Annotated in this window: 18 protein-coding genes; 12 read left to right on the top strand and 6 right to left on the bottom strand. The window is 59.6% G+C overall.

The genetic code is table 11. The annotated features are described in order from the left end of the window. The first annotated feature begins 21 nt into the window (after positions 1–21). Complete coding sequence (locus GRI44_RS11325; RefSeq protein ID WP_160601880.1) at positions 22–1245, top strand: NAD(P)/FAD-dependent oxidoreductase; 1224 nt, start codon at positions 22–24, stop codon at positions 1243–1245. Here GRI44_RS11325 and queG read toward each other — a convergent pair. Then, a complete protein-coding gene (gene queG, locus GRI44_RS11320) occupies positions 1242–2360 on the bottom strand; it encodes a tRNA epoxyqueuosine(34) reductase QueG (RefSeq protein WP_202386329.1) in 1119 nt (372 codons plus the stop codon). The two genes, GRI44_RS11325 and queG, sit on opposite strands and share 4 nt — an antisense overlap. Before the next feature lie 44 nt (positions 2361–2404). Between queG and GRI44_RS11315 the strand changes: the two genes are divergently transcribed. From GRI44_RS11315 to msrB, 4 genes are all read left to right on the top strand, one after another. After that, complete coding sequence (locus tag GRI44_RS11315) at positions 2405–3439, top strand: ABC transporter ATP-binding protein (protein ID WP_160601879.1); 1035 nt, start codon at positions 2405–2407, stop codon at positions 3437–3439. Further along, the gene (locus GRI44_RS11310; protein WP_160601878.1) at positions 3436–4728 is read left to right on the top strand and encodes an ABC transporter permease; all 1293 of its coding nucleotides are present in this window, start codon (positions 3436–3438) and stop codon (positions 4726–4728) included. Before GRI44_RS11315 ends, GRI44_RS11310 begins: the two co-directional genes overlap by 4 nt. A 177-nt stretch (positions 4729–4905) precedes the next feature. Continuing rightward, positions 4906–6252: a cytochrome P450 gene (locus GRI44_RS11305; protein WP_160601877.1), complete on the top strand. Its 1347-nt coding sequence runs from the start codon at positions 4906–4908 to the stop codon at positions 6250–6252. Positions 6253–6352: 100 nt separating this feature from the next. Then, positions 6353–6850 (top strand): peptide-methionine (R)-S-oxide reductase MsrB, encoded by a 498-nt coding sequence (gene msrB, locus GRI44_RS11300; protein ID WP_160601876.1) that lies wholly within the window; start codon positions 6353–6355, stop codon positions 6848–6850. Here msrB and GRI44_RS11295 read toward each other — a convergent pair. The 5 genes from GRI44_RS11295 to GRI44_RS11275 all read right to left on the bottom strand — a co-directional run bounded on the left by GRI44_RS11295 (position 6837) and on the right by GRI44_RS11275 (position 13153). Then, the gene (locus GRI44_RS11295) at positions 6837–8624 is read right to left on the bottom strand and encodes a hypothetical protein (protein WP_160601875.1); all 1788 of its coding nucleotides are present in this window, start codon (positions 8622–8624) and stop codon (positions 6837–6839) included. The genes msrB and GRI44_RS11295 overlap by 14 nt on opposite strands. 145 nt (positions 8625–8769) lie before the next feature. Continuing rightward, positions 8770–9432 (bottom strand): PilZ domain-containing protein, encoded by a 663-nt coding sequence (locus GRI44_RS11290; RefSeq protein WP_160601874.1) that lies wholly within the window; start codon positions 9430–9432, stop codon positions 8770–8772. A 179-nt stretch (positions 9433–9611) separates the two neighbouring features. Continuing rightward, entirely contained in the window at positions 9612–11024 is a 1413-nt protein-coding gene (locus tag GRI44_RS11285) for a dihydrolipoyl dehydrogenase (protein WP_160601873.1), read from the bottom strand. A gap of 1 nt (position 11025) precedes the next feature. Then, positions 11026–12405: an NAD-dependent succinate-semialdehyde dehydrogenase gene (locus tag GRI44_RS11280; protein WP_160601872.1), complete on the bottom strand. Its 1380-nt coding sequence runs from the start codon at positions 12403–12405 to the stop codon at positions 11026–11028. Between the two features lie 64 nt (positions 12406–12469). Beyond that, positions 12470–13153, bottom strand: coding sequence for a hypothetical protein (locus GRI44_RS11275; protein WP_232843119.1), 684 nt, complete (start codon positions 13151–13153; stop codon positions 12470–12472). Positions 13154–13476: 323 nt separating this feature from the next. On the opposite strand from GRI44_RS11275, the gene GRI44_RS11270 reads away from it, so the two are divergent. From GRI44_RS11270 to GRI44_RS11240, 7 genes are all read left to right on the top strand, one after another. Further along, entirely contained in the window at positions 13477–13977 is a 501-nt protein-coding gene (locus GRI44_RS11270) for a 2Fe-2S iron-sulfur cluster-binding protein (RefSeq protein WP_160601871.1), read from the top strand. Next, positions 13974–14957 (top strand): FAD binding domain-containing protein, encoded by a 984-nt coding sequence (locus GRI44_RS11265; RefSeq protein WP_160601870.1) that lies wholly within the window; start codon positions 13974–13976, stop codon positions 14955–14957. Before GRI44_RS11270 ends, GRI44_RS11265 begins: the two co-directional genes overlap by 4 nt. Further along, positions 14954–17152 (top strand): xanthine dehydrogenase family protein molybdopterin-binding subunit, encoded by a 2199-nt coding sequence (locus GRI44_RS11260; protein ID WP_160601869.1) that lies wholly within the window; start codon positions 14954–14956, stop codon positions 17150–17152. The genes GRI44_RS11265 and GRI44_RS11260 overlap by 4 nt, the downstream gene beginning before the upstream one ends. A gap of 26 nt (positions 17153–17178) precedes the next feature. Next, positions 17179–18027, top strand: coding sequence for an XdhC family protein (locus GRI44_RS11255; protein ID WP_160601868.1), 849 nt, complete (start codon positions 17179–17181; stop codon positions 18025–18027). Further along, complete coding sequence (locus tag GRI44_RS11250; RefSeq protein WP_160601867.1) at positions 18002–18601, top strand: nucleotidyltransferase family protein; 600 nt, start codon at positions 18002–18004, stop codon at positions 18599–18601. Before GRI44_RS11255 ends, GRI44_RS11250 begins: the two co-directional genes overlap by 26 nt. Before the next feature lie 569 nt (positions 18602–19170). Continuing rightward, positions 19171–20265, top strand: coding sequence for a DNA cytosine methyltransferase (locus GRI44_RS11245; protein ID WP_160601866.1), 1095 nt, complete (start codon positions 19171–19173; stop codon positions 20263–20265). Continuing rightward, entirely contained in the window at positions 20265–21095 is an 831-nt protein-coding gene (locus GRI44_RS11240) for a GIY-YIG nuclease family protein (RefSeq protein ID WP_160601865.1), read from the top strand. Before GRI44_RS11245 ends, GRI44_RS11240 begins: the two co-directional genes overlap by 1 nt. The last annotated feature ends 42 nt before the right edge of the window (positions 21096–21137 follow it).

The following is a 21137-nucleotide window of genomic DNA, read 5'->3' as shown; positions in this document are numbered from 1 at the left end:
TATTGCGCCAAACCACCTGCCATGGATCATGCAGATGTTGTAATTGTGGGAACCGGGCATGGCGGGGCGCAGGCGGCCATCGCCTTGCGGCAAAACGGTTTTGAAGGCTCCGTCATCCTCATCGGGCGGGAAAACGAACCGCCGTATGAACGCCCGCCTTTGTCCAAGGAATATCTCGCCGGGCAAAAGCCGTTTGAACGCATCCAGATCCGCCCGGTGCAATTCTGGGCGGATAAGGACATTGACCTCAGGCTGGGCCATTATGTGGCTGCGGTGGACTGGATGGACCACACCATCACGCTGGGTGATGACAGCCGCATTTCCTATCGCAAGCTGATCTGGGCCGCAGGCGGTGATCCGCGGCGGCTGTCCTGCCCCGGTTCCGATCTTGCCGGTATCCATTCAGTGCGCAACCGCGCCGATGTTGACCGGATGAAAGCCGAACTGGCGGCTGGCGCCAAACGCGTGGTGGTGGTGGGCGGCGGCTATATCGGCCTTGAAGCGGCCGCAGTGCTGACCAAGCTGGGCTGCAGCGTAACCGTGCTGGAAGCACAATCACGCGTTCTGGCGCGCGTTGCCGGCAAGGAACTGTCGGAATTTTTCGAAGCCCGCCACCGCGCCCACGGCGTGAACCTGCGGCTGAATGTCACTGTCGAACGGATTGAAGGTGATGGCACGGTCAGCGGTGTCAGGCTGGAAGATGGCGAAGTGCTTCCCGCCGATATGGTGGTGGTCGGCATCGGGATCGTGCCTGCCACAGGGCCGCTGATTGCAGCAGGGGCGGCTGGCGGCAACGGGGTGGATGTGGATGAATTCTGCCGCACCACGCTGGATGATGTCTATGCCATCGGGGACTGCGCGGCCCACGCCAACCCCTATGCCGACAACAGCGTGATCCGGCTGGAATCCGTGCAGAACGCCAATGACATGGCCAGCACTGCGGCGCGGGCGATTTGCGGGGACAAGCAGCCCTATCATGCCTTCCCGTGGTTCTGGTCCAACCAGTATGATCTGAAATTGCAGACCGCCGGTCTGTCACTGGACCATGACCAGACCGTTCTGCGGGGCGATCCGGCCACGGACCGTTTCTCGGTCCTTTATCTGAAGGAAGGGAGGGTCATCGCGATCGATTGTGTCAATTCGGTCAAGGATTATGTCCAGGGCCGCAAGCTGATCGAAGCGCGGCTGGAACCCGATCCGGCGATTTTGGCGGATGCGGCTCTGCCGCTCAAAGATCTGCTCTAGCCTGCGTTCTGCTCGGGTGGGGCCAACGGGGCCAAGGGCGCCAGTTGGGCCAGCGCCCAGCTGGCGGCTTCTGCCACCACTCCATCATCGTCAGCGCACAGGGTTTGCACTTGCGCTGCCAGCGCGGCATCGCCGCTATTGCCCGCCGCAATCAGGCAATTGCGAACAAATCTGCTGCGCCCGATGCGTTTGACAGGGGAACCTGAAAACAGGCTGCGAAACGCCGTGTCATCCAGCGCCAGCAGATCAGCTAGTGCGGGCGCGACCAGTTCCGCGCGGGGCAAAAATGCCCTGTTGCGCGCGGCTGCATCGGCAAATTTGTTCCATGGGCAAACCGCCAGACAATCATCGCAGCCATAGATGCGGTTGCCCATCGCCTTGCGGAATTCTTCCGGTATCGGCCCCTTGTGCTCGATCGTCAGGTAGGAAATGCAGCGCCGCGCATCCAGCTGATAGGCTCGCGGAAACGCATCTGTCGGGCACGCCGCCTGGCACGCTGTGCAGGAACCGCACCGGTCATCATGCGCGTCATCGGGCACGAATGGCACCGTGCAATAGATCGCGCCCAGAAACAGCCAGCTGCCATGATCACGGCTGACCAGATTGGTATGTTTGCCCTGCCAGCCCAGCCCCGCTGCCTGGCCCAGCGGTTTTTCCATCACCGGCGCTGTATCGACAAACACTTTCAGCTGCGGTTCCGGCAGGTCCAGAGTGCGTGCCTGCGCCACCAGCCAGCGGGCCAGCGCCTTCAGCCCTTTCTTGACCGTATCGTGATAATCACGGCCCTGCGCGTAAACCGAAACACGCGCCCGGTCAGGCGCATTGGCCAGCGCCAGCGGATCGTGCGCGGGGGCATAGCTCATGCCCAGCGCAATCACGCTGGCAGCTTGCGGCCACATGGATTGCGGGCCCTGCCGCACATCCTTGCGGCTTTCCATCCAGTCCATCGTGCCGTGGTGGCCCGCGTCCAGCCACTGGGTCAGCCGCTCTGCCTGAAGCGGATTGTCTTCAGCGGGTGCAAAGCCGATTGCCGCAAACCCCAACCGCCTGGCTTCGGCCACCAGACCCTGCTGCAACTGCCGGTGCACATCAGCAATGGTTTCGGTGTTAACCATTCTTGGGGTTGCTCCCGTTCACGCCTGCTGGTTAATCAGCAAACATGGATATGGCGCTAAGCGAACGCAGCGGATTGGGCAATGCCGACAATCACGCCCCCGACATCACCCGTCTCAATACAGGGGGCCTCAATACAGGTGCTCCTTTGGCGATAGAAGCCATCGGGCTGGTCAAACGGTTCGAGGGGACAACCGCAGTGGACGGGGTGGACCTGGCTGTGCCGCAAGGGGCAATTTACGGCATTCTTGGCCCCAATGGCGCGGGCAAGACCACCACTTTGCGGATGCTTCTCGGCATTATTGACCCTGACGCCGGTGTGCGCCGGGTGCTGGGCCATGATCGCCCGCACGATATTGCCCGGATGATTGGCTATCTGCCCGAAGAACGCGGCCTATACCCGTCCATGAAAGCGTATGAGGCAATCGGCTTTCTGGGTGCTTTGCGCGGGCTGCCGCTGGCCGAAGGCAAAAGGCGCGGGCGCGAATTGCTGGAAAAACACGATCTGGGCCATGCCGCTGACCGGCAGATCCGCCAATTGTCCAAAGGCATGGCGCAAACGGTCCAACTGCTCGGCACTCTGGTCCATCAGCCGCGCCTGGTGGTGCTGGACGAGCCGTTTTCGGGCCTTGATGCGATCAATCAGGGCAAGCTGGAACGGATGATCCGCGATCTGGCGGCAGATGGCACGACGGTGATTTTCTCCACCCACGTCATCGCCCATGCAGAACGCCTGTGCGAAGGTGTGGCGATCATTGCCGGCGGCAAAGTGCCCTATGCCGGTTCTGTGGATGAAGCGCGTGACCGGATCCCGGCGCAAGTGCGGCTGGAAACGCAGGCCCATGAAGGCCGCTGGCGTGACGCCCTGCCTGCCGATGCCCGCCGGGAAGGGGATTTCTGGATGTTTTCCCTGCCGGAAAGCGGGATCGAACCGCTGCTCAGGGCGCTGATCGAAGGCGAGGCAGGCATCCTGTCGCTATCCATCGAACGGGCCGGTTTGCACGATGCTTTCGTCCATATCGCCGGTGAAGCTGCCGCGCGCGCGCTGGAAGAAGACAAATTGGCGGAGACAGTGCGATGAACGCCAGAGAAAATGGCAACTCCGGGCCTATCGAAAATGCGCGCCTGTCGCTGTGGCAGGCGGCCTATATTATCGCGCGGCGGGATTTTCAGGCCGTTTTGTTCAGCAAGGCGTTCCTGTTTTTCCTGCTCGGGCCGATTTTCTTCCTTGGTATCAGCGGCGGTGCCGGAATGCTGGGCGCCAAAGCGGCCGAACGATCGCAAGATCCGACCATGGCAGTGGCGCTGGATGCCAGCGAGAGCGCGGCATTTGTCGCTGCCCACGGCCAGCTTGAACAATTGACCCGCATGCCCGAAATCTTCGTGCCTGCAACATCGGGCCTGAGTGCTGATGCCGGCACTGATGCTGGCACTGGTGCTGGCAGTGGCGCAAAGATGGACCCGCAGGCTTTGCTGGAAGATGCAGACCGCAATGTCGCCGCAGTCCTGACAGGGTCGCTCGCCGCACCGCGGCTGATCGGGCCTGACGAGCGGATTGAAAGCTGGAAAGGCCCCGTCGCCCTCATCGCGGCCACGGCGCGCGGCGACACGGGCAGCTATCCTGCCGTTTCGCTGGAGCCGACCGCAAGCAGCGTTGCCAGCAAGCGCAGTTCCAACGCGGCCATTGCCACTGGCTCGCTGACGCTGCTGTTCCTGCTGACCATGCTGCTGGCAGGGATGGTGCTGTCCAATCTGGTGGAAGAAAAAGGCAACAAGATCATCGAAGTGCTGGCAGCCGCCATTCCCATGGATGCCGTGTTTCTGGGCAAGCTGTTTGCCATGCTGGCGATCAGTTTTGTCGGTATTGCGGTGTGGGGCGGGCTGGGCGGTGCCGTGCTGGCACTGGGTGCCGGCGCAATTGGCCCGCTGCCCGAACCTGCCGTGGGCTGGCCGGTGTTTTGCGCCCTGTTCCTGGTCTATTTTGCGATGGCCTATCTGCTGATTGGCTCGATATTCCTCGCCATCGGTTCGCTCGCGCCTACCGTGCGCGATGTGCAGACCCTGTCCATGCCCGCCACCATCCTGCAATTGGCGGTATTTTTCCTCGCCACCTTTGCAGTCAACGACATCGGATCGCCGATCGAAACGCTGGCGGTGATTTTCCCGCTCAGTTCACCCTATGCCATGCTGGGGCGCGCCGCGCAGCAGGCAGCCCTCTGGCCCCATGTGCTGGCCATTGGCTATCAGGTGCTGGCCACTGGAATTCTGGTCAAGATGGGCGCAGCACTGTTCCGCTCACGCGTGATGAAGTCCGGCCCGCAAGGCGTGAAAAGCGGCCGCAAATGGTGGTCCCGCAAACCCGCTGCCTGACCAGCACCGGGCCATGCGCCGGACCAGATTTGCAGCCTTGCCGCGCAGCATCATTACGTGCTGGCGCAAGGATAGGTCGCAAACTGCAACCCACTATTGACAAGCCGGTAAGTAAGCGCAGGATGCATCCTGAAGATCGCCAGCCGGTAAGGCTGCGACTCAGGAGAGAGAGATTTCATGGCGACCAAAGTTGCAGATCCCGCTGGGCAGGAAATGCCCAAATGCCGCACATCGCCCACTGCGTTTGATGCCCTGACGCAATATCTGGCAGCCAATCCGCAGAACCGGCCCACCCACAGCCACAAGTTCGATGTCAGCCGCAGCGATATTTACGTGGAAGACAGGTGGCAGCCCATCTTTGCCGAAATGCGCGCCAAGGGCCCGCTGCATTATGTGCCGGAAAGCCCGTTCGGCGCATATTGGAACGTGGTCCAGCACAAGGCCATCCAGCACGTCGAATCCCTGCCCGAACTGTTCTCGTCAAGCTGGGAACATGGCGGCATCACCATTACCGACCCGGACTGGGAACAGGAACTTGCAGAAGGCGAGGAACGGTTCCAGCTGCCCATGTTCATCGCCATGGACCGGCCCAAACATACCGGCCAGCGGCGCACCGTCGCGCCTGCCTTTACCCCTGCCGAAATGAAGCGGATGGAAGTGGAAATCCGCCAGCGCACGGCAGAACTGCTGGATAGTTTGCCCGAAGGCGAAGTGTTCGACTGGGTTGAAAAGGTCTCCATCCCGCTGACCACCGGGATGCTGGCGATCCTGTTCGATTTCCCGTGGGAAGACCGCCATCTGCTGACTTACTGGTCAGACTGGGCGGGCGATACCGAATTGTCCCTCGCCCGCGATCTGGACATGCAGCGCCGCGAAATCCTGCATGAAATGGCAGCCTATTTTCAGCAATTATGGATGAAGAAGGCCAATGAAGAGCCCAGCCCCGACCTAATTTCCATGATGATCCACAGCCCGGCCATGAACCAGATGGACCCGCTGGAATTCATGGGCAATCTGGTGCTGCTGATTGTCGGCGGGAACGATACCACCCGCAACACCATGTCCGGCATGATTCACGGGTTCGACAAATTCCCCGACCAGCGCAAATTGTTCGAGGAAAACCCCGATCTTATCCCCAATGCGGTGCAGGAATGCATCCGTTACCAGACCCCGCTTTCCCACATGCGGCGCACTGCCACGGAAGACACCGAACTGTTCGGCGAACAGATCAAGAAAGGCGACAAGGTCGTCATGTGGTATCTTTCCGCCAACCGCGACGAGACGGTGTTCGACAACCCCGACAAGATTGACATCACCCGCGAGAATGCACGGCGGAACATTTCCTTCGGCTATGGCGTCCATCGGTGTGTCGGTGCGCGGCTGGCAGAATTGCAACTTCGCCTGCTGCTGGAAGAAATGCACAAGCGGCGGATGCGGGTGCATGTGGCCGGTGATGTGGAGCGGGTGCGCGCCAATTTTGTCCATGGCTTCCGCAAGCTGGAAGTGGAAATCACTCACTTCTGACGCGCGCCCGGCGCAACCAGCTGAAACCTTTTTGCCGTTCGGTCCGTATCTCTATGCAGGAACAAAGACCGGAAATAGGCCGGGGCATAAAGGATTTGGCATGATTTTGAATGGCAGGAATTCGCGGCGGTCCATGCTTGGCTGGCTGGGCACGGCTGCATCAGGCGTGGTGCTGGCCAGCTGCGGGTCTGGCCGGGCAGAAGCGCGCAGTTTTCCCAAGGCGTTGAGCGATGCACAATGGCGCAAGCGGCTGACAGCGAAGGAATATTACGTACTGCGTCAGGCGGGCACCGAACGTCCCTATTCGTCGCCGCTGGACAAGGAAAAGCGCATTGGCACTTTTGTCTGCGCTGGCTGCGCCAATGCGCTGTATTCGTCGAAAACCAAATTCGACAGCCGCACTGGCTGGCCCAGTTTCTGGAAACCGCTGGCAGGCGGGATTGTGACGGATACTGATTACAAAATCGGCTATCCCAGAACCGAAGTTCTCTGTGCGGATTGCGGCGGGCATCTGGGCCATGTGTTTAACGACGGGCCGCAGCCCACCGGCAAACGCTATTGCATGAATGGCGATGCGATGGATTTCAGGCCGGCGTAAGCGCTATTTTCCAGATTTGAATGCCGCCCGTTCCGGCGGGCGAAATCGGCTTCAGCCATGCAGGCGCATTGCCGTTCAGCAGTTGTGCCATCAGTCCGTGCGGCGCAGCGGCGGCATAAAGGGCAGGTTCTGTGTGGCCGGGACAAAGCGCCACATAGGCTGTCCCGCGTGCCCGCACTATTTCGCGCGCGGCCGAGGGATCGCCGGTAAAGATGGCCTGCACCTGGCGCATTTGTGCAGCAGACTGGTGCTGCGGCGCGGCGATGACCGAATGCGCCGTATAACCGAGCAGATGCGCGCCCAGATCCACCGGCGCGAGAATTTCGCCTGCCTGCGCGCCCGTCAGCATCGCTGCCAGCGGCTTCATGTCGCAGGAAACAGCGGGTTTCGGCATTTGTCCCAGCGATGCCTGCGCGGGCATCGCGATGGCCAGCAGCGTCAGCGGCATGGCCGGAAGCAGCGCCAGCGCCGCGCCTGCCAGGGCCAGCACCCGTTTGCCCGGACGACGCATGTTGCGTGCATTGCGTATCCATTGCGAGATCTGCCAGCCCAGCGGAATGGCCGCAAGCGCGCCCGCCACCGCGCCAGCCCGCGCTGTCCATAAGGAAACTGCCAGCGCCGCGATCAGCAGCAGGGCATAATCCTGCCACCACTGGCGCAGCCAGCCTGCGCTTTTGCCCGCAAGCTGAAGCGTGGCGAGCAGCGCAATCAGCGGCGGGACCACGATTTGCACGGCCAGCATGGGTGATTGCTGCCATACCGGCAAACTGGCGCCGATACCGCTGAAGGGAAATGGCGCTGCCGTAGTAGTGCCACCGGACAAGCCGCCAACACCGCAAACAGGCGCTGCAAAGTAGAACAATGCCGCGCATCCAGCCCCGGTGCTGGCCAAGGCAGTAACCAGCGCCGCACGCGGTAGCGGTTCCAGCCGGGAAAGCCCCCAGACACAGCCTGCAAATAAAGCGAATGCCGCAAGATGGGCAGGGGCAATCCGGCTGCAGTCATTCATGGAAAAATCCGCGCCATTCAGCACCGCAAACAGAACCGCGGATGTACTGGCCAGGGATGCCAGCACATGCACCGGCCAGCCATGGTCGCGCCGGTCACGCAGCCAGCGCAGCACGGCAATCGCGCAGATGGCAAGGACCACTGGCAGGCCTTCGACCGAAATTGCCAGCCACAGCGCCAGCGCAATGCCTGTCATCCACCCGCCGGTTTTCGGATTGCGGGCCATCATTCCGTTCATCGCCGCCAGGGCCAGCACCACTTGCCAGCCATAATCCCCAAGGCTTAATGGGCGCATCTGGGAAATCAGCGGCACGGACAGGGCCATGGCTAGGCAGGTAAGCCCGGCCGCTTCTTCCCCCACCAGCCGCCACGCAATGCGCCCTGCCAGCAGCACTGCCAGACCCAGCGCCAGCAATGGCACCACCACCACACTAATGGCTTCTGCGGCTGCGCTGGACATGAAAATAGACAGGAACCCAATTGTCGCGGCCAGCGGCAGATCGGCAAGGCGCGACCAGCCAAAGTTCACCCCGCCTGCCGCTGCATCAACCCGGTGCTGCGCCAGATCAAACCAGTTCTGGCCGTTCAGCAGATCACGCACCTGTTGCAGCCGCATGATATCATCGGGATGGCCGAACCGCAGATTGGCAATTGCGTCCATGTTGGTGACCAGCAGCAGCGCACAGATCATGGTCCATGCCAGCGCCGCGCGGGCGTATAATTCAGGCGCAAAGGCCGGGCGTCTGCGCTCTAGCCGGATGTTCATCAGGCTGCCCTGCTGCCATCTGCGGGTGCAGGCGCGGTGGCCGCTGATTGATAGGTGCCGGCCAAGCTGTCTGCAGTCATCTCCGTCATACGCCCCCCCGGTCCTGTAATTACCCCGAGAGTGAAGGAAAGTGGTTAAAGGTTGGTTAAGTGACGCTCCGCATGCCGATGATGGCAGGGCTGTCCATGGTAACTGGCGCGGTGCGGTTCATCCTGACTATGAGATTGGCCAGTTCCAGCATCTGGATCGTGCTATCGAATGCCAGACCGTAACGGTTGCCCATGCGCCACCGCACCCGGCCCACAGTCTGGGGGAAGTGGTCACTTTCCAGCCGCAGCACTTGCCCCAGCGAAAAATGGTCAGCACATTCAAGCATGGCGCCCTGCTGCGAGAAATTGCGCAAGATGGCTTCGCTGCAGTTCCCCCTGGCATGAAGGTCTACGTCTATGTCCGCAGCAAATCTGAGCTCGCGCTTGGCGAAACGGCTGCAATTGCGGATCATGCTTTCCACATCGACCGGGGTGCAGAAGCGGAAGCCTGCTTCGCCCTCGCGCTGCCACACCGGATACATCACATGACGGTCCCCTGTCTGCATTTCCAGCGTCACGCGGCCGACCGGCGCAAGCGGATGAAACAGGCGGGCACTAAGGCCGGAAGATGACACATCGCGGATGACGCACAGATATTCCGCCACCTCCGTCATCAGCTTGGCCGTCCGCATCATCAAGGTAAATCGCTCGGCAGTGCGGCCATCAAGGCTCACCTCCACAGGTGATGCCGAAGCGCGGTCAATTGCTCTGTAATCCATTGCTATCCCTCGAAATTTCCGTGGATTGTGGAACCTTCGGGATAACAGCAACATCGCTAGCACGCTGCTATTCGCGCCTTAAGGGAAAATACGAGGGTTCCCAAAAAGAGCGCGAAAAGGCGAGGCCTTGCGGGATTCAGAGACTGGTCAATAATCTGGCCAATGCGCGTCAGCCCGGGTCAGGCACCGGATGGTGCGCCACTATCCTGACTGTCGGGTAGGGCGATGGGGGTAGCCGCGCAAATGGTTCGCAAGGCCTGTTTCAGCCCTTCTTCCAGCGTGGGATGATAGAACGGCATGGTCAGCAATTGGCTGGCCGTCTGGTCCTGCTGAATGGCCCAGGCCAGCATATGCGCCAGATGTTCGCTGCCAGGTGTGCACAGATCCGCGCCAATCAGGCGGCCATCGGGCGCTGCCGCATACAGGGTGAGCACCCCCCTGTTCTTGCCTTCGACCCGCGCGCGGCCCTGATCGCTATAATCTGCAGTGCCCGTAACCACGCCCTCGTCTTCGGACTGGCCGATCCGGGCGACTGCCGGGGTGGTGAAAACAAGGCTGAATTTGGTAAACCGATCCGTCTTGACCGGCGCCGGATAGGCCGCCGCATTGCGCCCCGCAATCGCGCCATCATGCGATGCTTCATGCAGCACCGGCAAATCCTGCGCCACATCGCCCGCCAGGTGCACTGCGCTATCGCCGCATCGCATGGTCTGCCGGTCATGCACCGGCACCCCATCATCATCCAGTTCAAGGCCGGATGCAGACAGGTTGAGACTGTCCAGATTGGGCGGGCGGCCCGTCGTTACCAATATGTAATCAAAATCCGCCCGGCCTTTTGATGCACCGCTCCATTCAAGACAGATGCTGTCGTCCAATGCGCTGGCGGCGACATTGACGCCCAGTTGCAGATCGAGGTCGTCTGCCAGAATGTCCTTCAGCGCGGCATGCACCTTGTCGCAGCGAATGCCGCCCAGCCGCTCGCCCTTGTCAAACAGGGTCACGGCCACACCCAGCCGTGCCATCGCCTGCGCCATTTCCAGCCCGATTGCGCCCGACCCGATCACTGCCAGCCGCCCGGGCAGATCTTCCAGTTCAAAAATACTGTCACTGGTCAGAACCCGTTCGCCCAGATTGGCAAATTCGTCCGGCACAAAGGGCGCAGAACCGGTGGCAATTACAATGCTGGCAGCGTCAATCTGGCGGCCATCATCCAGGCTGATGCAGCCCGGCGCGGTAAAGGCGGCGCGCCCCTTGATCCGGATCGAAGCGGGGATTTCCTCGATCCCTTCCTTGGTCAGCCGCACAAACCGGTCCCGCTCGTCGCGGACACGTTGCATCACGGCCTTTCCGTCTATGGTCACTTGCCCGACATTTACCCCGAACATGGCCGCAGAACTGGCCGCATGGGCAGCATGGGCCGCAGCAATCAACAGTTTGGACGGCATACAGCCCACTGCAGCGCACGTGGTGCCACGATATTCCGGATCGATCAGCAGGGTGCTTGCCCCGTTGGAACGGGCAGCGCGTTCCGCCGCCAGTCCCGCTGTGCCAGCGCCTATTATTGCGACATCGCAGCGCAGAGTATCAGCCATTTCAGGAAGCGATCGTGATGGATTTCACGTTGACGAATTCCTTCAGCCCGACTTCGCCATGTTCGCGGCCATAACCTGAATCCTTCACTCCGCCGAAGGGCATGGATGGCGATGCAATGGTGTACGTGTTGATGTTCACCATGCCTGTATCGAAGTGGGTCGCGGCCATTTTTACCGCCCGTTCGACATTCTTGCTGAAGATACCGCCGCCCAGACCATAGCGGCTTTCATTGGCGATACGCATGGCGTCTTCATCGTCCTTGGCCTTGATAATGGCAGCAACGGGCCCGAAAATCTCGTCATCATAGGCAGGTTGCCCGGGGGCGACATCGACCAGCGCAGTAGCCGGGTAGAACCAACCCTCACCCTCGGGAATTTTGCCACCAGCGACAATTTTCGCGCCCTTGGCCACGCTTTTTTCGACCTGGGAATGCACCTGGTCACGCTGGCTGCATGATACCAGCGGCCCCAGCTTGGTTGCTTCGTCATTCGGGTCGCCCATGGTCGCATCCTTGAAGATGGCGGCATAGCCTTCGACAAAGGCGTCATAGTTCTTTTCCGTCACGATAAAACGCTTGGCATTGACGCAGGTCTGGCCATTGTTGAACAATCGGCCGCGCGCGCAGGCCTTGATCGCCAGATCCAGATCGGCATCATCAAACACCAGATATGCATCATTAGAGCCCAACTCCAGCACGGTTTTCTTTGATACCGACGCCGCCTTTTGCGCCACGGCGCGGCCGGCCTTGTCACTGCCGGTCAGCGTCACGCCGCGCACCAGCCTGTGTTCGATGATTTTGTCGGACTGGTCATGGGTAATCAACAGCACCCCGAACAGACCCTCGGGCAGGCCAGCAGCTTCGTAAATATCGCGCAGCATCAGGCCGCTGCCGGTGCAGTTTTCGGCGTGTTTCAACAGCACGCCATTGCCCACCATCAGGCTGGAGATGGAATAGCGGATGGCCTGATAGCAGGGGAAGTTCCATGGCTGGATGCCATAAATCACGCCCAGCGGCGCATAAGTGATCAGCCCGCGCGCCTTGGGCAATTCGCGTTCTTCATCCGCCAGCATCCCGGGCCCGTTCTTGGCGGTATAATCGCAAATGCTGGCGCATAATTCGATTTCATTGCGGGAATCGCTAAGCAATTTGCCCACTTCATCGGTCATCAACTGGGCGAATTCTTCCTTGCGCTTGCGCAGCTCTGCCCCAATGGCGCTGATGACACTGGCCCGTTCCTCAAGGCTTTTCAAACGCCATTCCAGAAACGCGTCATGGCTTTGCTGGACTACATCCATGGCCGCTTCGTCCGACATGATCGCATAGGTTTCGAGAACCTTTTCGGTGAGCGGATTGACTGTTTGCAGGGGTTTGTCGGTCATGGGATTGCCTTGGGTTTAGAAAGAGGGGGTATCAGGAATTTGAAACGCAGCGACAGCGCTGCTTTCAGCCATATTTTTCGCGGTGCTCGTCCAGCGTCTGCATCGAGTGTTCCAGCGCCTTGTCGATGATGTCAGAAAAGGTCTGGTCCGTCAGGCGCATGATGCCCTTATGCGCCGCGCAGATGATTTTCGTATCCGCCCAGTCCTGACCAAGCTGTTTGGCCCAGCGGATGTAATCATCCGCGGCGCCGGCGCGTTTTTCCAGGCCGCCTGCCAGATTGGGATGGAACCGCAGGCGCGGGCCGGGGCCGAATTTTTCCAGCAATGCCGGCACATCCAGGAACATCAGCGTATCATCCACGTGGATGATGCCGCTTTCACGGTGCCGCACAATAATGGAACTGACATGAATACTCTCATCCTCGGGGATGAAATCCACGCCGTCGGGAATTGAAAAATCGAACGTATCGGAAAATTGCTGCTGGGTGGCCTCATCTTCAATCAGGTCGGTATCCCAGTCGAGATGCGCAGCTTCGCTATGGTGCCGCCTGGTCCCGATCAACCGCGCATGGGGCAGCATTTCCTTGATCGATTTGCAATGCACGGTGTGAAACGGGTGGACATTCAGCACCGCTTCAATCTGGTTGCCATCATCTGTCAGCGCCATCAGTTCGCGCTGGTCATCCGCATCCAGATCGTAGGAATCCAGCAGCACAAATTTGCCGTTCGGCCGCCGCACGAGCGACATGTGGGTGCCGATGTTGAGGACCTTGGCAATCTTGAAGTCGCCGCGGATGTTCCAGAAATTTTCTGCCAGATGTTCGATGGTATTGCTCCTGCAGGATGGCTCGCCCGGCCCGGCTTGAATTCGGGGCTGATTTCAGGCCAGCGTCCGGGCCTGATTTTTTTCGTGCCATCGGGGATGGTCTCACGCTAACAAGGGCCGAACCTGCCATCTGTTCCGCCCTGCTGGCAAAAAACTCGCCGCCCCCGTGCCTTTTTTCTAAGGAACGCGGGCAAATTTCGGACCCGATGATGGCTTCGTGCGTTCGCAAGACAGAAGGATCCCGGATGCCAATTTCAATCAATCACCAGCCTTACGACCTGCCCGATGACCCACGGGTCAGCCTGCTCGACTTCATCCGCCATGATGCGGGCCAGTCCGGCACCAAGAAAGGCTGTGATCATGGCCAATGCGGGGCCTGCACCGTGCTGGTGAACGGCGTTCGCATCAACAGCTGCCTGTCGCTTGCCGTGATGCATGACGGGGATGAGGTAACCACCATCGAAGGATTGGGCACAATTGACCAGCCATCCGCCCTGCAAAAGGCGTTTCTGGAACATGACGGCTTCCAGTGCGGATATTGCACCCCCGGGCAGATTTGTTCGGCAACGGCCCTGATCGAGGAAATACGCGCTGGCTGGCCCAGTGATGCCACCGGTGATGTGGAACAGGCCCCCAAACTTACCGACGAAGAAATTCGGGAGCGGATGAGCGGCAATCTGTGCCGCTGCGGGGCCTATCCCAACATCATTGCCGCCATCAGGGAAGTCGCGGAGACAGAGCTATGAAGCCGTTTGATTATCAGCGCGCGGAGCGGCTGGAACATGCAGGCCAGCTGGTTGCCGATAGCGGCGCGATGGCGATTGCCGGCGGCACCAACCTGCTCGACCTGATGAAGCTACAGGTTGAGACACCTGCTACGCTGGTTGATCTGGGTGCCCTGCCGCTGGACACTATCGCCGAAGCTGATGGCGGCTTGCGCATTGGCGCGCTTGTCACCAACACGCTGACCGCGGCTGATGCGCGCATTCGCGGCGAATATCCTTTGCTGGCCCGCGCCATTCTGGCCGGTGCAACCCAGCAATTGCGCAACAAGGCCACTACTGGCGGCAATCTGTGCCAGCGAACGCGCTGTTATTATTTCACCAATATCGACCAGCCCTGTAACAAGCGCGATCCCGGCTCAGGCTGCGGCGCGATCAAGGGCATTGCCCGTCTGCATGCCATTCTGGGCACCAGCGACCAGTGCATTGCGACCTATCCCGGCGACATGGCCGTGGCGATGTGCGCGCTTGATGCCACGGTCGAAATTGCTGGCGGCGATGGTTCGACACGGAGCGTTCCGGTGCGCGACTTTCATCTGCTGCCGGGTGATACGCCGCAGCGCGAAAATGTGCTGGAAGATGGCGACATCATCACCGCAGTGCTGTTGCCGCCGCCTGTTTCGGGCCAGCAGATTTACCGCAAGGTGCGCGAACGCTCATCCTATGCCTTTGCCATGTGTTCGGTCGCGGCCATTGTCGATCAGGCGGATGGCACCATCACGCGCGCTGATCTGGCGTTTGGCGGGCTGGCGCATAAACCATGGCATGATCCGCGCATCGGGGAATTGCTGGTGGGCGCCAAGCCATCGCTCACACTGTTCGACAAGGCGGCTGATCTCCTGCTCGAAAATGCGCAGGGTTACGGCGAAAATGACTATAAGATTCCACTGGCACGGCGCGCGCTTGCCGCAGCCTTGTGCGATGCAACGGGGCTGACAGCATGACCGCACTTTTCAAACATGACAAACCCGATAATCGCAATGTGCTGGACCATACAGCGCAAGGCATCATCGGCCAGCCGCTGACCCGGCCCGAAGGCATATTGAAAGTTACCGGCAACGCCACCTATGCAGCGGAATATGCGTTTGACGAATGTCTGGAAGGTGTTCTGGTCACCGCCCCATTTGCTAAGGGGCAGGTCAATTCCATCGATGAAAAATCAGTTTCGTCCATGCCTGGCGTCATCAAGGTCATCACCGACAAACGGCTGACCGCGCGCGCCGCGCAAGGCACTGCCAATGAAGCGCCCAAGCAGAATGTCTGCGAAGTGCATTACTGGGGCCAGCCGATTGCGCTGGTGGTGGCCGAAACTTTCGAACAGGCGCGTGATGCGGCCAAACATCTGAAATTCGATTACACTGAAGATACCGATGCAATCTTTGATCCCGAAGCGGCGGACAGCGAGACCGAAGATGGCGCGACGCAGCAGGGTGATCTGGCCCATGCGATGAAACAGGCAGACGCCAGCGTCGATCTGCATTATTCCACCGAAGGGCATGCCAGCGCCGCGATGGAGCCGCACGCATCCATCGCCCAGTGGGACGGCGATACGCTGACTGTCCATGCATCGCTGCAAATGCTGAATTACAATATTACCGAACTGGCTGATGCCATGGGGCTGAAGGAAGGCAAAGTGCGCCTGCTGTCCCCCTTCGTCGGCGGCGGCTTCGGGTCCAAACTCGGCGTCAGCCAGGATGTTGTCGCGGCATCTGTCGCGGCGATGGAACTGGGCCGCCCCGTGCGCGTGGTGATGAGCCGCCAGCAGGTTTTCCAGACCATCATGCGCCGGTCCGAAACCACGCAGCGCCTGCGTCTGGCAGCAGATGCCGACGGCAAGCTGACCGGATTTGGCCATGAAGCGCTGGTATCCAATTTGCCGAATGAAGAATTTGCCGAACCGGTCACCCAGTCGAGCGAATTTCTCTATGGCGGAGAAAACCGCGTGCTGCAGATTGAAGTGGCCCGCATCAACCGCATGACCGCAGGCTCAGTCCGCGCCCCGGGCGAAGCGGTGGGTATGCCCGCGCTGGAAGCGGCGATGGACGAATTGGCGGAAAAAGCGGGCATTGACCCTGTGGAACTGCGCCTGCGCAATATTCCGGAGGTTCACCCTTCCGAAGGTACGCCGTTCAGTTCGCGCAAGCTGGCTGAATGCCTGAAAGAAGGCGCAGCGAAATTTGGCTGGGATTCAGGGCCGCGCACACCGCGGATGCAGCGTGAGGGTGAATGGTGGATCGGCACTGGCGTGGCGTCTGCCGCCCGCGTCCATAATGTGGGTGAAGCCAAGGCCCGCGTGACTTTGCAGGCCGATGGCACTGCGCTGGTCCAGACCGACATGACCGATATCGGCACCGGAACTTACGCAATTCTGGGCCAGATCGCCGGTGAGATGCTGGGAATGAGCCGCGATGACGTGCTGGTGGAACTGGGCGATACCAAGCATCCGCGCGGCCCGGGTTCCGGCGGCAGTTGGGGTGCGGCATCATCAGGCTCGGCAGTGTTTGTTGCCTGCGAAGCGATCGCCGAAGAAATTGCATCGCTGCTTGGCGCTGCCAAGGATGATCTGACCCTGAAAGACGGCATTGCCTCATGGGGCGGCCAAACGCGGCCTGTGACAGAAATTCTGGATGGCAAGGCCATCACCAAAATCGGCCATTACGAGCCGGGCGATACCGAAGATGATTACGCCGCATCAAGCTATGGCGCGTTTTTTGCCGAAGTCGCCGTCAACCAATGGACAGGTGAAACTCGTGTGCGCCGGATGACCGGTGCTTTCGGCATTGGCCGCGTGCTAAACGAAAAAACCGCCCGGTCACAATGCCTGGGCGGAATGGTGTGGTGCATTGGCAGCGCGCTGACAGAAAGCCTGTTGTTTGACCCTGTTGACGGCCATCTGGTGAATTGCGATCTGGCGGAATATCATGTCCCGGTGCACCGCGACGTGCCTGACATGGATGTCATTCTGGTGGAAGAACGTGATGGGGCAGCCAGCCCCATTCAGGCAAAGGGCGTGGGCGAATTGGGCATGTGCGGCGGTGCAGGCGCAATCGCAAATGCCATTTACAATGCCTGCGGCGCACGGCTGCATGATTTCCCCATGACGCCTGACCGCGTTCTGGCTGCCATGCCGGCTGACTGACAATGATCGGGCGGGCGAACCCTGCGATGCAGACTGACCACGGCTTGCTGACGGGGGATGAGGAACACGCCGCACTGCTGGCCTGCTGCAATCCCGGCACTGCGCTGTGCACGATTGTTGGCATCGACGGGAGCTTTTCCCGCAGGCTGGGCGCGCAACTGGCTATCGGGCCCGATGGCGCGCTGTCCGGCAGTCTGGCTGATGGCTGTCTGGAGCAGCAATTGGCCAGGGATGCCCGCGATTGCGCCGGGCCTGTTGTGAAACGCTATGGGCGCGGATCACCGCAGATAGATTTTCGCCTGCCCTGCGGCGGCGGGCTCGATATACTGATTGATCCGGCACCTGATTCTATGGCTTGCCGCGATGCCGCACAGCGATTGCAGGACCGGCAGATGGCAGTTCTGCCGCTCGCAGCCAATCCCTTCATGCAGCAGCGCCGCTATATTCCCGCGCTGCAATTGCGGGTTTTTGGCGAAGGGCCAGAACTTGCCGCCCTGCAACGCCTTGCCCGCGCGGCGGGCATCGCAGTGGAAACATTTGATCCAGATAGCCTCTCGCTGGGGCAGATGCCCGCGCTCGATGCCGCAGATGCATGGACGGCGGTGGTATTGCTGTTTCATGATCATGAATGGGAGACGCCGCTTCTGATGCATTCGCTTGACAGCCGCGCATTCTACATCGGCGCGCAGGGCGGCGAAAGTGCCCGGATCAGCCGCACTGCCCAATTGATGGCCGCAGGCGCTCGCGAAGATGATGTAGCGCGCATTCGCGGGCCGATCGGCACCATTGCGGCCTGCAGAACGCCTACCGCGCTCGCCTTGTCGATCCTCAGTGAAATTGCCGGCAAGTATGAAGCACTCCAGCCTGCGCAATGACCGCTCCATCGAGAGCGGCATTGTGGTGGCGGTGCTTGCTGCCGGACGGGGCACGCGTTTTGGCGGCGGAAAGCTCGACGCAGATCTGGGCGGCAGGCCGGTGGGGCAATGGGCGACAGACAGCGCCGAACACGCAGGTTTTCTCCGCCGGCTGATTGTAACCGCGCCGCAGCCGCCCCGCTTTGCAGGCCAGTTGCAAGGGTGGGAGCGGGTGATAAACCATGAACGGGACAATGGCATTGCAGGGTCGATCCGCGCAGCGGCGGAAGCCGCAAACCCATGCAAACGGCTGGTTATCATGCTGGCTGACATGCCCTTTATAGAGCCGGAATTTCTGCGCGCGCTGGCACAGGGATCAGCCGTCACTTTTACGGAATACCCCGGCGGCAAATTCGGCGTGCCTGCGGCTTTTCCGGCACGGGTTTTTGAAAATCTTGCCAGCCTTACAGGTGAACAGGGCGCCGCCAGCCTTGATTGGGGCGAAGCGATCTGCCTGTTGCCGCCTGACAATGCAGCCAGCCTGAGGGACATAGATACGCAGGAAATGCTTAGCCAGATCGTGCGCGAACTGTAGCGTCACGGGCAGGCGCCATGCGCCCACGCATCAATTGCGCCATTGGTACGGGTGACTGGACTCGAACCAGCACGATCAAAGATCAGGGGATTTTAAGTCACTCCGCGTGCGATTACCTGCGCCTACCGGGAGCCCCCTAAACCCACCAAAAGCGTTTGAAAATGCTTACGGAATGGCGAATTTGAACAGCCAGCTTTTACCGAATGCTACCTACAATTGTCACTCTTTCCTGTATCTCGTTACCCCAAAATTACACCGAACCTACCCTCCCTATGGGAGGCGAGTGTCGTAAAGATTTGCAACGCGTTGCAACGAGCGAGATTTGGCCATGATCCTTGGTAGAGATCTATCGGATCTGACGCCACCAGAGACTGAGAGAGGCCACCCGTTCGGTGCGAGCACATTTACATGAAAAGTCAGAACTCAAGGAGCGTTCATGATTCGCGGGAGCCGCAAGTGAGGGTTGAACAAACGCGGAACAAGGGTTACCCCCAGTTATCTATGGTGGCGATTTGGAGGCCCATGTAGCCATCCCCTACAAATGAGACCGCAGCTAAGAGGGACATCAGGTGCGAAGCGTCGAATTATTTACTGGGTGCGGTGGGTTGGCGCTGGGTCTTTCCCGCGCAGGCTTTGAGCACGAAGCACTTTTTGAGTGGGATAATGACGCAGTCGAGACTGTCCTGCATAACAAAGCCGCAGGGATTGAGCATGTCGAACACTGGCCCGTCATTAAGGCAGACGTGCGCGATCTTCATTGGAACGATTTTGCGGATATGACCCTTGTAGCGGGCGGCCCACCTTGCCAACCTTTTAGCATTGGTGGAAAGCACAAAGGTAACGCTGATGCGCGAGATATGTGGCCACACGCGGTCCGCGCCGTCGCTGAGACCATGCCCAGAGCCTTTCTGTTCGAGAACGTAAGAGGCCTCGCGCGTCCTAAATTTGCTGGGTATCTGGCTTCCATTGTTGATCGGCTTCGGACCCCAGCGAAGGGCCTAAGATACGATGTGACGGTGCATAAAGTGAACGCTGCCGATTTTGGTGCCCCTCAGCAAAGGCATCGCGTAGTGATTGTTGGACTAAGGTCTGACGAAGATGCCGCATCGCTCAAGCTTGAAGCGACGCATTCTCGCGAGCGGATGCTTTGGGATCAGTACGTCGAAGGTGCGTATTGGAGTGAACATCAACTCGAGCCACGGCTCGAAGGTTTCGCAAAGAGGGACGCAGCCGCAGTGCGTAAATTACGGGACTCAGGCGTTGAACCGCAAGGAAAACGCTGGGTCACGGTCAGGGACGCACTTCGCGGGCTTGGAGAGCCCAATGGCGAGAACAACCATGTTTTTCAGGCGGGCGCCAAGGTCTATCCGGGACACACAGGTAGTCCTCTTGATTTGCCATCTAAGGCCCTCAAGGCGGGAGACCACGGCGTTCCTGGTGGGGAAAATATGATGGTCAAAGACGATGATACCGTGCGCTATTTCACCCTCCGAGAAGCTGCGCGCCTTCAAGGGCTGCCAGATGACTATATGTTCCCGAGAAGCTGGACTGAAAGCATGCGGCAACTTGGAAACGCCGTACCCTGTCAACTTTCGGAAGCGGTGGGCAATGCCATCGTTAAGACCTTGACTCGACACGATCGGAAAGTGCCTATGGCGGCCTGATGGCCGACCACACAAAAGCAGCGAGCGTAATACACACGGCCCCCGCAGGGTACGTGGAGTATGAGATAGATATCGAACGAGTATTACGCTCCGATCTCCCCGGCGTTCTGGATAAGGTCCCTCTCGCACCTCTTACTCGCGAGGCAATAGAAGCGATACCGGTCGGAGCTAAAGGGGCCTATGTTCTGTATGAGCGAGGTCATCCGGTCTACGCCGGGAAGACCGATACCAGACATGGTTTTCGAGATCGCCTTGGGCGGCATGCATTCACGGTTCAGCATAGGCAAAACCTCAATCCTGATGATATCGCCTTTAAGGCGATCCGCATCCTCGTCTTTTCAAACTTCGATGTTGAGGCGATCCTGATCAATTCATTGCGTGAGGCGGACGCCACGGCGCTTCTTTGGAACACTAGTGGCTTCGGATCTAATGACCCAGGTCACCGGCGAGAAACGCAGGAGCCCGCCGATTTTGATAAACAGCGCCCTATCGACATAGATCGACCACTGGAAATCAATCCAGGCCGCCACCAGATCTTGGCGCTATTTATTGAGCTCAAGGAAACCTTGCCTTACCTTTTTCGATACCAAACTGACTCCGTTGTCGGTGCCAAAGGCAAAGAGCGGCAGGCGCATTATCGAGTTGGACATGAGGATTTCCGTGCGGCTGGAGAATTGCAAGTGGGAAGCAACGAGACCATGCGCAGTTTAATTGTAAAATCAGTTGCATTGTTGCCTGACGGTTGGCTGGCGACGGTCTTTCCCGACCGAGTCATTTTGTACAAAGAACCAGACCGCTACGGTTTCGCACTTGAAGAACTCTCGAAATAGCAGGGATGTTACCTAAACGGCTGTATCGGCTCGGGTATAGAT

This window comes from Allopontixanthobacter confluentis (genome assembly GCF_009827615.1).
Classification (GTDB): Bacteria; Pseudomonadota; Alphaproteobacteria; order Sphingomonadales; family Sphingomonadaceae; genus Allopontixanthobacter; species Allopontixanthobacter confluentis.
This window is presented reverse-complemented; position numbering and strand designations above follow the sequence as displayed.